The following is a 13,151-nucleotide window of genomic DNA, read 5'->3' on the forward strand; positions in this document are numbered from 1 at the left end:
GGCCGCTGGCCGCTCCAGCCACTCAACAGCTCAACGCCTCAACGCCTCAACGCCTCAGGCGAAGACCACCGTGCGGGTGCCGTTCAGCAGCACCCGGTGTTCGCTGTGCCACTTCACCGCACGGGCGAGGGCCTGGCACTCCACGTCCCGGCCGATCGCCACGAGCTGTTCCGGGGTCACCTCGTGGCCCACCCGCTCGACCTCCTGCTCGATGATCGGCCCCTCGTCCAGGTCGGCCGTCACGTAGTGCGCGGTCGCGCCGATCAGCTTCACACCCCGCGCGTGCGCCTGGTGGTACGGCTTCGCGCCCTTGAAGCTCGGCAGGAAGGAGTGGTGGATGTTGATGATCCGCCCGCTCAGTTCCTTGCACAGGGTGTCCGACAGCACCTGCATGTACCGCGCCAACACCACCAGCTCGACGTTCTGCGCCCGCACCAGCTCCAGCAGCTCCGCCTCGGCGTCTTCCTTCGTGTCCTTCGTCACCGGGATGTGCACGAACGGGATGTCGTAGGAGCCGACCAGCTCCGCGAAGTCGGTGTGGTTGGAGACCACCGCCGCGATCTCCACCGGCAGCGCCCCGATCCGCGACCGGAACAGCAGGTCGTTCAGGCAGTGTCCGAACTTCGACACCATCAGGACGATCCGCATCCGCTCGTCCGAGCGGTGGATCTGCCAGTCCATCTTGAAGGAATCCCCGATCGCGGCGAAGCTCGCCCGCAGCTTCTCCACGGTGACCGGCGCGTCCGCCTCGAAGTGCACCCGCATGAAGAACAGACCGGTGTCGCGGTCGCCGAACTGCCGGCTGTCCTCGATGTTGCATCCGGTCATGAACAGGTAGCTGGACACGGCGTGCACAATGCCCTTTTTGTCAGGGCAAGAGAGGGTCAGTACGTACTGCTGCGGCTGCGCCTGGCGCTGCGGGTCATCGCTCATGACGGCAAAGCCTTTCACACCGCGCGGGTGAGGATTCTCAGCAACTCCAGGGAGCGGGGCGCGGCGTCCGGATCGTCCCCGTCCGCCGTGGCGAGCCGCACATGGGCCTCGCGCGCCGCGCGGACCGCCTCGGGCCAGGCGTGGTGCTCCAGGTACGCGGACACCGGCGCGTCGGGGCCGACCTGGTGCAGGATGCGCAGCACGCGCAGGACCGCGAGGTCGACGAGGGCGGCCTCGCCGGAGTCGCGGAAGATCGTGCCGACGTACTTCTCGGCCGACCAGCTGTCGAGCCAGGTGTCCTCGACGAGCCGGTACACCGCGTCGGTGACGTCGCCGTACCCTTCGACGCCGGCCTGCCAGACCTCCTCCTGGAACAGCGGGTCGGAAAGCATGTGCAGCGCCGAGCGCACGTTGCTGCGCCAGCGCCACCACGGCATGTCGTTGAGGGGCATGCCGCCCATGGTGGAGGAGCGGCCGCCGCGGCGGGAAGAGTTCTTCGAACCTTGGGCGAATGTCACGCTTTCGATCGTACGTTCCCCCCTGGCGCGATCTTGAAGCACCTGCGCGCGCCCGCTCCCCCGCAATTCACCTCCTGGTCACCGAATGTTGTGTACACCTCATGCCCACGTTCCCCGTGGGGCGGAATGGTGCGTGGACATGACCGACCGGCTACGCACGACCTCCCTCTCCCGCACCTTCCTGGCCACGGCGATGGGTGCGTGCCTCATCGCCGGTTGCGGGATGGTCCCCGGGGGCTCGGGGGGCTCCGGGGGCACCATCACCGTGATGACCTTCGCCCCGATGGGGACGAAGGCGACCAACATGCCCGGCATGGTGGGCATGGCCAAGGCGTACGAACGCTGGGTGAACGCCAAGGGCGGCATCAACGGCCACAAGCTGCGCGTCCTGACCTGCAACGAGCAGAACACCCCGAGCGGCGCCGCCGACTGCGCGCGCAAGGCGGTCGCCGAGAAGGCCGTCGCGGTCGTCGGCTCGTACAGCCAGCACGGCCGCGCGTTCATGGCCCCGCTGGAGTCGGAGGGCATCCCCTTCATCGGCGGCTACGGGGTGTCCTCGGAAGAGTTCGAGAGCACCCTGTCCTACCCCGTCAACGGCGGGCAGCCCGTGCTCCTCGCCGGCGCCGGACACCAGCTCGGCAAGGCGTGCAGTCAGGTCGCCCTGATCCGCCCCGACACCCTCGCGGGCGATTCGATGCCCGTGCTCCTCAACGCCGGACTCCAGGCCAACAAGGTGCCGGAGGCCGCCGACATCCGGGCGGCCGAGGACAGCGCCGACTACACGTCCCAGGCCCGCGAGGCACTGGCCGACACCACCGGCACCGCCGCCAAGGAGCGGGGCTGCGTGACGGCGGTGCTCGGCGAGCGCACGGAAACCTTCCTCGACGCCTTCCGCCGCACCGACGAGAAGCACAGGAAGCCGCAGATCGCCTCCGTCCTCGGCAGCGTCAGTCAGGCGCTGGTCGACCGCACCGGCGGCCGGGAGAGCCCCTTCGAGGGCGCGTACCTCACCAGCTGGTACCCCGTGGCCGGCGACCCGCTGTGGGGTCCGATGCGCAAGGTGATCTCCGAACAGGCCTTCGGGGACGACAGCGTCGACCCCGACGACAGCGGGACGCAGACCACCTGGATCGCGTACACCGTGCTGAGCCAGGTCGTCGGGCGGCTCAAGGCCGACGAGGAAGTGACCGCCCACAAGGTCGCCAAGACCCTCAACCAGACCGCGGGCGTCCAGACCGGCGGTCTCACCCCCGAGCTGAGCTGGCGCCACCAGGACGTACGGGCCGTCTCCGGGTTCCCGCGCATCTCCAACGGCCGGGTGACCTTCCAGATCGTCCGGCAGGGCCGGCTGGTCGCTCAGCCGGGCGAGGAGCCCCAGGACATGACGCCGACCCTGGAGCAGGCACCCCGGGCGGCGTGACGGCCCGGGCGGCGTTCTGCCCCGGGGCCGCGGCCGTCACAGCTCGGTCTTGTCCCGTCGGGTGAGGCCGTACTTGGCCGCGATCGAGTTCCACATGGTCGCCGCCGACTCCTTCGCCCGCGTCGCCTCGCCGCTGGACTTGTTGCCGGCGGCGGCGTTGTCCGTGGACTTGGCCTTGCCGTCCTTGCACTTGCCCTTGTCGTGGCCGACGTCGTCCGCCCAGCTCGCGTAGCTGCGGTCGGCGGCGGCCGAGGACTTCCAGGCCTTGTTGAGGGCGGCGGCGAGCTTCACGTTGTCCGGCAGCCGGTCCATCTTCAGGTCCTGGAGCCGGGTGACCAGGTCCTCGCGCTGGCTGGCCGCGCCGCGCAGGTCCAGGGCCGCCTGGTCGAGGTTGCGGCAGCTCTTGATGTCGTCGACCGCCTTGATCACCGCCGCCCGGCTGTTGTTGCTGTCCGCGAGCACCTTGTCCAGCTGGACGGCCTGCGGGCGGGCCGGGTCGACCTGGGCGTCACCGGCCGCCGCCGCCGAAGATCCGGTCGGGGCGGGAGCCTCGGCGCCCGGGTCGCTGTTGGCGGGCTTGCCGCCGTCGCCGAGCAACGAACCGACGCCCAGCCCGGCCACGGCGAGACCGATGACCGCGGCGGCGATCACCCCGGCCGAGACCTTGCGCGCGGGCGCCGCCGGCGGCGGAGCGTACTGCTGCTGGGGTGGTACGGGGGGTGCGTACTGCTGCTGAGGCGGTACGGGTCCGGCGGGAGGTCCTACGGGGCCCCGGGCGCGCGGGGCCCGGGGCCCCGCCGGCTCCTGGATCTGCGGCAGCTGCTGGGTGCTGCCGGCGCTGTCGTCGTCGCTGCGGAACAGGCCGTCGAAACCCTGCACGGCGGGGTCCGCGGGCGCCGCCGGGACGGGCGGCATGAACTGGGTGGCCGCCTCGTGATGCCCCGGCCCGTCCACCACCGGCGGAATGTACTGCGTCGCCGCCTCGTTGTGACCCGGCGCCGCCGGGACGGGCGGCATGAACTGGGTGGCCGCCTCGTGATGCCCCGGCCCGTCCACCACCGGCGGAATGTACTGCGTCGCCGCCTCGTTGTGACCCGGCGCCGCCGGGACGGGCGGCATGAACTGGGTGGCCGCCTCGTGATGCCCCGGCCCGTCCACCACCGGCGGAATGTACTGCGTCGCCGCCTCGTTGTGACCCGGCGCGGCCGGGACGGGCGGCATGAACTGGGTGGCCGCCTCGTGATGCCCCGGCCCGTCCACCACCGGCGGAATGTACTGCGTCGCCGCCTCGACCGGGCCCGGCGTGCCCGGTATGGGCGGGAGGTACTGGGTCACCGCCTCCGGCAGCGGGGGGTACCCGTAGCCGTGCGGGTCCCCGGGCCCCTCGAAGCCCGGGCCGACCACGTGCCCCGGCTGCGGGTACCCGTACCCCGGCGGGCCGGCGTACTCGGGCGGCGCCTGAGCCGGGTAACCGTAGGCGGGACCGCCCGACGTACCGGGCTCCTGCGCCCCGTACCCCGGGTATCCGCCCTGCTCGGGCCGCGGCTGCTGCTGCGGAGAGCCGTGCTCGGGCCGCTCCCCGTACCCGCTCCGCGGCGCCCCTTGCCCGGGGTCCGGGCCCCACGGCGCACCGGCTTGCGGGGCGGCCTCATGACCGCTCCCCTGTCCGCTCTCCGTCACCGGGAACTCCTTCACCGACCTGCCCGCACGTACGGAACCGTCGGCCCACGCTACCCGGTCACCGGCCGCCCCGGTCGGTGACCTACGCAGCCGTACCCCGCCTCACACCGCCGCCACCTCCAGCCGGGCCGTGAACTCCCGCACCGCCGCCTCCTCCCGGTACGGCTCCAGCCGGGTCCGGAAATCATCCAGGTACTCCGCCCCGCGCCGGGACCGCAGCGAGTCCAACACATCGGCGGCCCTCGCCGCCGTCTGGCAGGCCTGCTCCACCTCCCGCTGCTGGACCCGCGCCGCCGCCAGCAGCAGCAGCCCGATCGCCCTGCGCCGCGCCTTCGTCTCGGGCAGGCCCAACAGGGCCTCCTCGGCGCGCCTGGCCGCGGCGTCGGCCTGGCCCAGGTCCCGGTGGCAGTGGGCCAGCTCGTCCGCGAGGTAGGCCTCGTCGAAGTGGCGGATCCACACCGGGTCGTCGCCGGACTCGGGCTCGGCCCGCTCCAGCGCGGTCACCGCCCGGCCCGACAGCACCGCCGTGGCCCGGGCGTCCCCCAGCAGCGCGTGCCCACGCGCCTCGGCGGCGTAGAACATCGCCTCCACCCTCGGGGTGACCTGCCCCCGCGTGCCCTCCTGGGCGGCCCGCGCCAGTTGCGCGATCTCCCTCGGGTTGCCGAGTTCGGCGGCGAGGTGGCTCATGGACGCGGCCAGGACGTAACCGCCGTACGCGCGGTCACCGGCCGCCTGGGCCAGCCGTAGCGCCTGGATGTAGTAGCGCTGGGCCAGGCCGGGCTGGCCCGTGTCCACCGCCATGTAGCCGGCGAGTTCCGTCAGCCGGGCCACGGCCGCGAACAGTGCCCGCCCGACCGGCTCCCGGTAGGAGCCGCCGATCAACCCGGACACCACGGAGTTGAGGTAGTGCACCACCACCGGGCGCACGTGCCCGCTGCCGAAGCGGTGGTCCAGCTCCTTGAGGGCCTCGGTGGTGGCGCGTACCGCTTCGACGTCGGGCATCCCGACGCGCGAGCCGCTGTTGCGCGCCACCTGCGGGTCGGCGCCGGTGATCAGCCAGTCCCGGCTGGGTTCGACGAGGGCGGAGGCGGCCACGCTGGAGCCGGAGAGGAAGTCGCGGCGACCGACGTCGCTCCGCCACAACTCGCTGACCTGCTCGATGGCGCCGATGACGGTCGGGGAGAACTGTAGGCCGACGCCGGAGGCGAGGTTCTTGCCGTTGGCCATGCCGATCTCGTCGATGGTGACGGTGCGGCCGAGTTTGCGCCCGATCGCCTCGGCGATGATGCCCGGCGCCCGGCCGCGCGGCTGTTGACCGCGCAGCCACCGGGCCACGGAGGTCTTGTCGTAGCGGAGATCGAGGCCGTGCTCGGCCCCGCACATGTTCACGCGCCGGGCGAGCCCGGCGTTGGAGCACCCGGCTTCCTGGATGAGCGCCTGCAGCCGTTCGTTCGGCTGGCGGGCGAGGAGAGGCCTGGCTGCCATGAAAACCCCCTGAAGCCGCGGGAGAGCGATGGAATGATCACTTCCCGCCTGATGTGCGGAGAATCTTCCTCTCTGCGTGGTGTCGCTACCCACGGACCGCGCTCCGGGCTCCTACGCGCCCCCGTACATGCTTCCGTGCGCCCCATTTGCAGGATCGATGCTCCGCCCACGGGCCGGTTTACGCCCGTAACCCCGGGTGGGTGCGGGAGTTGTGATGGGCGTGGAAGAGACCATCGGAGTCACGGAGACCGCACCCATCCCCAAGCAGCGCGGCGAGCAGCTGCTGGACCATGCCGTGCGGTACGCGGAAGAACGGCACTGGGATGTCTTCGCGGGCACCTGGCTGGAGGCCGGCGACGGCCGGGAGGTGTGCTCCTGCGGGGACCCGGAGTGCGCGGCGCCCGGCGCCCACCCGGCGGTGAAGGACTGGGCGGCGCTGGCCACCGGCAGCGCGGTGCAGGTGCGCCGGATCTGGGCGAAGCAGCCCGGCGCGTCCATCCTGCTGCCGACGGGGCGGACCTTCGACGCCATCGACGTGCCCTCCGCCGCCGGCATCCACGCGGTGGCGCGCCTGGAGCGCATGCAGCGCACCCTCGGTCCGGTCACCCTCACCCCCGACCACCGGATGCTGTTCTTCGTCCTGCCCGGAGCGGGGGCGAAGATGCCGGACCTCGTACGCAAGTTGGGTTGGTCGGCGTCCGCGATCGACATGATCGCGCGGGGCGAGGGCGAGTACGTCGCCGCGCCGCCCACCCGCTTCGGCGGCCGGGGCCCGGTGCAGTGGGCGTGCAAGCCCACCCCGGCCAACCGGTGGCTGCCGGACACCGAGGAGCTGATCGACGCGCTGGCCTACGCGTGCGGCAGTCAGGCGGCCGCGACCCGCGCCGGCGCGGGCATCGGTGTGGGCGTCGGTGTGGGCGTCGGCGCGGGCCACCCAGCCTGAGGTCGGGTACATGACACAAGGTTCATGACATACGTAACTGCCGCCGCCTGGCCCCTCCTCCTATGGTGAGGAACGTACGACCACGGGGATCCGAACGAGAGGCAGGCGCATGCCGGACCAGGGTGATGCGACGGGCAGGACGGACGGGGGAACGGGTGGCGCGCGATCCGCGCCACCCGCCGCCGTGCGGATAGAGGGGCTGTGGAAGCGGTTCGGCGAGCAGGTGGCCGTGGCCGGCATCGACCTGGAGATCCCGGCGGGCCGGTTCATCGGGCTCGTCGGGCCGAACGGCGCGGGCAAGACGACGACGCTGTCGATGGTGACCGGACTGCTGCGCCCCGACATGGGGCGCGTGTACGTCGCCGGACACGACGTGTGGGCGGACCCGACCGAGGTGAAGTCGCGGATCGGCGTACTGCCCGAGGGACTGAGGCTGTTCGAGCGACTCTCCGGACGGGAACTTCTCGGCTACATGGGCCGGCTGCGCGGCCTGCCGGGCGAGGAGACCGACAAGCGGACGACGCAGCTGCTGGACGTGCTGGACCTCGCGGGCTCCCAGCACAAGCTGGTCGTCGACTACTCGACGGGCATGCGCAAGAAGATCGGCCTGGCGGCGGCGCTGCTGCACAACCCGGAAGTCCTCTTCCTGGACGAGCCGTTCGAAGGCGTCGACCCGGTGTCCGCGCAGACCATCCGCGGAGTGCTGGAACGTTACACCGCGTCCGGGGCCACCGTCGTGTTCTCCTCGCACGTGATGGAGCTCGTCGAGTCGCTGTGCGACTGGGTGGCCGTCATGGCCGGCGGCCACATCCGCGCGGCGGGCCCGCTGGCCGACGTACGGGGCGACGCGCCCTCCCTCCAGAACGCGTTCCTGGAACTCGTCGGAGCACGGGACCGGACCGGCGACGACTCCTTGGACTGGCTGGGCGGCGCCCGATGAGCGCCCCGGTCACCACCATCGGCCCGGCGGCGCCCGTCACCGTGGTCCCGCCCGTCTCCCTGACACCGATCTTCGTCCGCCTCAAGCTGTCGCTGCTCAAGAACGGCCTGAAGGGCTCCTCCAAGCGCAAGGCAGCCTGGTTCACCACCCTCGCGCTGGCGCTCGTGGTGGGCTTCTTCGCCACGGTCGGGCTGGCCGTGCTGCACGGCAACGCGCACGCGGGAACGGTCGTCGTGATCCTCGCGGCGGTCCTGGCACTCGCCTGGAGCTTCATGCCGCTGTTCTTCCCGAGCGGCGACGAGACGCTCGACCCGAGCCGGCTGGTGATGCTGCCGCTGCGCCCGCGTCCGCTGGTGCGGGCCCTCCTCGCGTCGTCACTGGTCGGCATCGGGCCCCTGTTCACGCTCTGCCTGGCCGTCGGCTCGGTGGTGGCGGTGGCGCGGGGCGCGGTCGGGGCGGTGTTCGCCGTCGTCGCGGTCCCGCTGTTGCTGCTGGGCTGCGTGACCTTGGCGAGGGCGGTGGCGACCGCCAACGTACGGCTGCTGTCGAGCCGCAAGGGGCGTGACCTGGCGCTGCTGAGCGGGCTCGTGATCGCGGTCGGCGCCCAGTTGGCCAACTTCGCGAGCCAGCGGCTGTCCCAGGCGGGCGGACTCGCCCACCTGGAGCCGGCCGAGGCCGTGGTCCGCTGGCTGCCGCCCGCGACGGCGGTGGGCATGGTGGACTCCGCGAGCAAGGGCGACTACTTGGCCGCCGGGGCCCAGTTGGCGATCACCCTCGCCGCCTTGGCGGGGCTGATGTGGTTCTGGGAGCGGAGCCTGACCAAGCTCATGGTGACCCCGGACGGCTCGACCCTGGCGGCCTCGGCCCCCCGCGAGGACCGGGACTCGGGCGCGGGCGCCTGGGCCTGGCTGCCCGGGGGCCGTACGGGCGCCGTGATGCAGCGCACCCTGCGGTACGTGATGCGCGACCCGAAGACGAAGTCGGCGTGGGTGACCGCGCTGGCGATGGGCCTGATCGTGCCGGTGTTCAACGCCCTCCAGGGGACCGGCTCCCTCTACCTCGCCTGCTTCGGCACGGGCATGCTCGGCGTCCAGATGTACAACCAGTTCGGCCAGGACACCTCGGCGTTCTGGATGGTCGCTCAGACCCTGTCGACCCCGCGGGACGCCTTCGCGGAGATGCGGGCCCGTGCCGGTGCGCTGGCCCTGGTCACCGTCCCGTACACGCTGCTGGTCACCTCGGTCACGGCCGGGCTGCTCGGCGACTGGGCCGACTTCCCGACGGCGCTCGGCCTGGCGCTGGCCCTGCTGGGCGCGATGCTGTGCACGGGAGCGCTGGCCTCGGTCCGCTTCCCGTACTCCATCCCCACGGACGGGGCGTTCAAGAACGTGGCGCCGGGCCAGGGCGGGCTCGCCTGGCTGGGCATCTTCGGCGGCATGCTCGCCTCGGCGGTGATCTGCGCCCCGATGATCGCCCTGACGGTCTACTTCGCCACGACCCCGGAGCAGCGGCCCCTCGCCTGGACGGTCCTCCCCCTGGGAATCGCCTGGGCCACCCTGACGGCCTGGGCCGGCCTCCGCCTGGCAGCCCCGATGGCCTCCCGCCGCCTCCCGGAAATCCTGACGGCGGTCAGCAAGGGCTGACGGCCCGAAGCCCGGCCCGCGCTTCCCGGGGGAGCGCGGGCCGGGCTTTTCCGTGGCCCGATCAGACGGTGGGGAGCTTCGCCGTGAAGGCGGTCGGGACGCTGATCACGTCGTTGAAGCTGAGCTTGCCCTCGCCGAACTGGTCGGCGGTCATGGCCTTCTTCTTGCCGCCGATGACCTGCCAGACGGTGTTGCCGTCGGGCGACAGGAGCATGGTGCCGTCGGCCGGGGCGGCCTTGGCCGCAGCCGACTTCAGCCACTCGTCCGGGGCACCCTCCAGCGGACGCTTGTCGTAGCCGAAGCCCGTGAAGTCGGCGTACGCCAGCGGGACCGCGACGCCGCCCGCCATCACGTAGACCGTCGAATCGGCGCCCGACGCGTCCTTCACGATCGTGCCGTTGTTCAGCGGGCGCGCGGACGCCGAACGCAGCCAGTCACCGGGGACGCCCATCAGGGAGCGGGAGTCGTAACCGTTGGCGGTCCACTCGGCAGCCGAGATGTGCAGCGCCGAGCCGTTGACCATGACGTAGCGGGCCGGGTCGGTGCCCGACTGGTCCATGACCACGCGACCGTTGGACACGGCGCGCTGGGCGGCGCCCTGTAGCCAGGTGGTCGGAACGCCCATGTCGGCGCGCACGTTGTAGCCGTCGGCCGTCCAGTCCGCGGCGGAGATCGACAGCGCCGCGCCGTCGATGATCACGTAGCGGTTGGCGCCGCCCGCCTGGTCGTGGACCACGGTGCCCGCCGCGGGAGCAATCGGCAGGCCGTTGAACGCCGCGTTGTCGATGAGGACGATCTTGCCGAGGTCGTAGTGGTCGGGGGCGACGTCGGAGGCGGCGACCGGGATGCCCGCCCCATTGATCAGAACCTTGACGTCCGGGCCGTTCGGCGACTTCACCAGCGTCCCGGCCGGCAGGGTGGCGGGATCCGGGTAGGACGGGGCCGTGGGGTACGGGTTGGCGTGGTCGGCGCCGAGGCCTGCCGCGGGGCCGCAGGAGGGCCAGGCGCCTTGGCCCTGGCCGGCCAGGATCTTCTCGCCCGTCAGGATCTGCTGCTGCTTGGTCGCCTGGTCGGGGCGGGAGGCGTACTGGGTCCCGCCGAAGGCGCGCCATGTCGACATCGATATCTGGAGGCCGCCGTAGTAGCCGTTGCCCGTGTTGATGCTCCAGTTCCCGCTCGCCTCGCACTGGGCGACCTTGTCCCAGGTCGCGACGGAGGCGGCCGATGCGTTGGTGCTCGTCAGGAGCGGGGCGGCGACGGCGAGCAGGGCGGTGGCGGTGACGGCGAGTGCGGACTTCTTGCGGGCGGCGGAGCGCATCGAGGTTCCTTCGGGCAGCGTCTGGGAGGCGAGGGCGGGGCGGTTCCGAGCCGCCCGGCCGGCGGGAGCCGGGCGGCTCGGGGGTGTGCTCAGGTGCTCAAGCGGGCTTCGGTGCTCAGACCGTGGGGAACTTCGCCGTGAAGGCGGTCGGGACGCTGATCACGTCGTTGAAGCTGAGCTTGCCCTCGCCGAACTGGTCGGCGGTCATGGCCTTCTTCTTGCCGCCGATGACCTGCCAGACGGTGTTGCCGTCGGGCGACAGGAGCATGGTGCCGTCGGCCGGGGCGGCCTTCGCGGCGGCAGAGTGCAGCCACTCGCCCGGGGCGCCCACCAGCGGACGCTTGTCGTAGCCGAAGCCCGTGAAGTCGGCGTACGCCAGCGGGACCGCGACGCCGCCCGCCATCACGTAGACCGTCGAATCGGCGCCCGACGCGTCCTTCACGATCGTGCCGTTGGAGACCTGCTTGGCCGCGGAGGAGGCCAGCCACTCGCCGGGGACGCCCATCAGGGACTGGAGGTTGTACCCGTTGGCGGTCCATTCGGTGGCCGAGATGTGCACCGCGGCGGCGTTGATCATGACGTAGCGGGACGGGTCCGTGCCCGACTGGTCCATCATCACGGTGCCGGTCGAAGGGGCCTTGGCGATGGCAGCCTTCAGCCACTGGCCCGGGACGCCCATCAGGGTCTGCTCGTCGTAGTGGTCGCCCGTCCACTCGGATGCCGAGATGTGCAGGGCGGCGCCGTTGACCATGATGTAGCGGCCCGGGTCGTTGCCGGTCTGGTCCATCACCACGATGCCGGTCGTCAGCTGTCGCTGCGCGGCGTTCTGCAGCCAGGCGGTCGGAACGCCCATGTCGGCACGGGTGTTGTAGCCGCCGGCGGTCCAGTCCTCGGCGCCGATCAGCAGGGCCGTACCGTCGACGATCACGTAACGGTTGGAGCCGCCCGCCTGGTCGTGGACCACGGTGCCGGAAGCCGGGGCGCTCGGCAGGGCACGGAAGGCCGTGTCGTCCACGAGTACGACCTTGCTCAGGTCGTACTTGTCCGGGGTGACGTCGGAGGCGGCGACGGGGATGCCCGCGCCGTTGATGATGATCTTCACGTCGGGGCCGCTCGCCGACTTGACCAGCGTCCCGGCGGGCAGCGAGGCCGGGTTGGGCAGCGTGGGGGTGTTGCTGCCGGCGGGCGAGACGTAGCCGCTGATCCGCTGGCCCCAGGGCGCCGACCCCACGCCGTAGCTGGTGGTGGAGTTGGTGCTGACGTGGCCCGGCCTGCCGCCCTGGTTGCCGCCGGTGATGGTGACCGTGCCGCCGGAGACCCCGGTCACGAGCGCCACGTGGTCGGCGTAGTCGCTGCCGTTGTAGTTGTAGACGACCGCGTCACCGACGTGCGGAGTGCTGGAGATCGTCCCGTACTTCTTGCCGTAGTCCATGAAACTGGCCGCTCTGTCGTCGAGCGTGGACAGACCGGTGACACCGTTGCGGGCCCAGACCCAGCCGGCGAAGTCCGCACACCAGGCGTGGGCCGTGGTGGTACCGCCGTAACAGCTGCTCGACTGGTTGGCGCCGCCGACGTAACCGCCGTGCGCACAGGCGCCGTTGCCGTTCTCGGCGCGGGCCGTGGCCGAGATTCCGTCGGTCAGCGGCGAGGCGGCGGCAGGGGCGGCGCCGATCGCGGTGAGCACGGTGACGGCCAGGGCGGAGGCGGAGGTGAGGCGGATGGTGGCGGTCTTGACGGTGCGGGACATGACGAAGCTCCTGATGGCGTGAAATCGACGTGTGGTGGGCACCGCGGTGGCCGCAGGCCGGGCCTGACGAGGGCCGGAAGTCGGGGGGGCGCCGCGACGTGACTGCGCGGACGGCTGCCCTGCAGGAGCAGCTGTCGGACGGGCGGGCACGGGGCGCCGGGTGAAGCGCTGGGGCGGGGTGAGGGGTGGGGCAGGTGGGGCGGGCCCCGAGGGGGGGTTACTCCCAGACGGTGGTGGACTTGCCGGCCGGGGCGGTCTCCCACACGGTGGTGGCGGCGGTGTGGGTGGTGTGGCCGGCGGTCAGCTGCGAGGCGACCGCGGGAGCGAGGGCGGCGAGGGCGAAGGTGGTGACCGCGGCGGCCTGGGCGAGGCGGGTGCGAAGCATGGCAGTGGGTCCTTTGCGAGAGCTGGGGCGAAACGGTCCTGGTGTCCGGATTCGCGTCCCGCGGTGACGTCTCATCCGGTGTCGCCTGCCGGGTCCGTGTGCTGTTCCCTGCCGGCGATCACTACTTTCGCCGCAGCTC

11 protein-coding genes are annotated in these 13,151 nt (G+C 71.9%); 4 read left to right on the forward strand and 7 right to left on the reverse strand.

What is annotated here, in order from left to right; translation table 11 throughout:
- Positions 1–54 precede the first annotated feature (54 nt).
- Together purU and ACV7NM_RS14570 are read right to left on the reverse strand one after the other, a co-directional pair.
- Positions 55–933, reverse strand: a complete 879-nt coding sequence (gene purU / locus ACV7NM_RS14565; protein ID WP_463410684.1) for a formyltetrahydrofolate deformylase — start codon at positions 931–933, stop codon at positions 55–57.
- A gap of 14 nt (positions 934–947) precedes the next feature.
- Positions 948–1,394, reverse strand: coding sequence for an SCO4402 family protein (locus ACV7NM_RS14570; protein ID WP_136217059.1), 447 nt, complete (start codon positions 1,392–1,394; stop codon positions 948–950).
- 196 nt (positions 1,395–1,590) lie between these two features.
- Here ACV7NM_RS14570 and ACV7NM_RS14575 point away from each other — a divergent pair, with 196 nt between their 5' ends.
- The gene (locus ACV7NM_RS14575) at positions 1,591–2,871 is read left to right on the forward strand and encodes an ABC transporter substrate-binding protein (RefSeq protein WP_463410685.1); all 1,281 of its coding nucleotides are present in this window, start codon (positions 1,591–1,593) and stop codon (positions 2,869–2,871) included.
- 36 nt (positions 2,872–2,907) lie between these two features.
- Here ACV7NM_RS14575 and ACV7NM_RS14580 read toward each other — a convergent pair whose 3' ends face one another.
- Together ACV7NM_RS14580 and ACV7NM_RS14585 are read right to left on the reverse strand one after the other, a co-directional pair.
- Complete coding sequence (locus ACV7NM_RS14580; protein WP_463410686.1) at positions 2,908–4,551, reverse strand: hypothetical protein; 1,644 nt, start codon at positions 4,549–4,551, stop codon at positions 2,908–2,910.
- Positions 4,552–4,653: 102 nt separating this feature from the next.
- Positions 4,654–6,036 carry a transcriptional regulator gene (locus ACV7NM_RS14585; protein WP_463410687.1) on the reverse strand — a complete coding sequence of 461 codons (1,383 nt, stop codon included), beginning with the start codon at positions 6,034–6,036 and terminating at the stop codon, positions 4,654–4,656.
- A 220-nt stretch (positions 6,037–6,256) separates the two neighbouring features.
- Here ACV7NM_RS14585 and ACV7NM_RS14590 point away from each other — a divergent pair, with 220 nt between their 5' ends.
- From ACV7NM_RS14590 to ACV7NM_RS14600, 3 genes are all read left to right on the forward strand, one after another.
- Positions 6,257–6,979: a bifunctional DNA primase/polymerase gene (locus ACV7NM_RS14590; RefSeq protein ID WP_463410688.1), complete on the forward strand. Its 723-nt coding sequence runs from the start codon at positions 6,257–6,259 to the stop codon at positions 6,977–6,979.
- A gap of 109 nt (positions 6,980–7,088) precedes the next feature.
- Entirely contained in the window at positions 7,089–7,919 is an 831-nt protein-coding gene (locus tag ACV7NM_RS14595) for an ABC transporter ATP-binding protein (protein WP_463410689.1), read from the forward strand.
- Complete coding sequence (locus ACV7NM_RS14600) at positions 7,916–9,562, forward strand: transporter (RefSeq protein ID WP_463410690.1); 1,647 nt, start codon at positions 7,916–7,918, stop codon at positions 9,560–9,562. Before ACV7NM_RS14595 ends, ACV7NM_RS14600 begins: the two co-directional genes overlap by 4 nt.
- Positions 9,563–9,623: 61 nt before the next feature.
- Here the strand turns inward: ACV7NM_RS14600 and ACV7NM_RS14605 are convergent, their stop codons facing one another.
- The 3 genes from ACV7NM_RS14605 to ACV7NM_RS14615 all read right to left on the reverse strand — a co-directional run bounded on the left by ACV7NM_RS14605 (position 9,624) and on the right by ACV7NM_RS14615 (position 13,012).
- Positions 9,624–10,880, reverse strand: a complete 1,257-nt coding sequence (locus ACV7NM_RS14605; protein WP_463410691.1) for a transglycosylase family protein — start codon at positions 10,878–10,880, stop codon at positions 9,624–9,626.
- Between the two features lie 115 nt (positions 10,881–10,995).
- Positions 10,996–12,627, reverse strand: a complete 1,632-nt coding sequence (locus ACV7NM_RS14610) for a CHAP domain-containing protein (RefSeq protein ID WP_463410692.1) — start codon at positions 12,625–12,627, stop codon at positions 10,996–10,998.
- Between the two features lie 217 nt (positions 12,628–12,844).
- A complete protein-coding gene (locus tag ACV7NM_RS14615; RefSeq protein ID WP_463410693.1) occupies positions 12,845–13,012 on the reverse strand; it encodes a hypothetical protein in 168 nt (55 codons plus the stop codon).
- Between the last annotated feature and the right edge of the window lie 139 nt (positions 13,013–13,151).

The sequence above is a fragment of the Streptomyces sp. Tek67B01 genome (assembly GCF_055231995.1).

Coding starts and splice junctions, on each gene's coding strand:
- purU (WP_463410684.1), bottom strand. CDS start 933: ATGAGCGATGACCCGCAGCGCCAGGCGCAGCCGCAGCAGTACGTACTG.
- ACV7NM_RS14570 (WP_136217059.1), bottom strand. CDS start 1,394: ATGGGCGGCATGCCCCTCAACGACATGCCGTGGTGGCGCTGGCGCAGC.
- ACV7NM_RS14575 (WP_463410685.1), top strand. CDS start 1,591: ATGACCGACCGGCTACGCACGACCTCCCTCTCCCGCACCTTCCTGGCC.
- ACV7NM_RS14585 (WP_463410687.1), bottom strand. CDS start 6,036: ATGGCAGCCAGGCCTCTCCTCGCCCGCCAGCCGAACGAACGGCTGCAG.
- ACV7NM_RS14595 (WP_463410689.1), top strand. CDS start 7,089: ATGCCGGACCAGGGTGATGCGACGGGCAGGACGGACGGGGGAACGGGT.
- ACV7NM_RS14600 (WP_463410690.1), top strand. CDS start 7,916: ATGAGCGCCCCGGTCACCACCATCGGCCCGGCGGCGCCCGTCACCGTG.
- ACV7NM_RS14605 (WP_463410691.1), bottom strand. CDS start 10,880: ATGCGCTCCGCCGCCCGCAAGAAGTCCGCACTCGCCGTCACCGCCACC.
- ACV7NM_RS14610 (WP_463410692.1), bottom strand. CDS start 12,627: ATGTCCCGCACCGTCAAGACCGCCACCATCCGCCTCACCTCCGCCTCC.
- ACV7NM_RS14615 (WP_463410693.1), bottom strand. CDS start 13,012: ATGCTTCGCACCCGCCTCGCCCAGGCCGCCGCGGTCACCACCTTCGCC.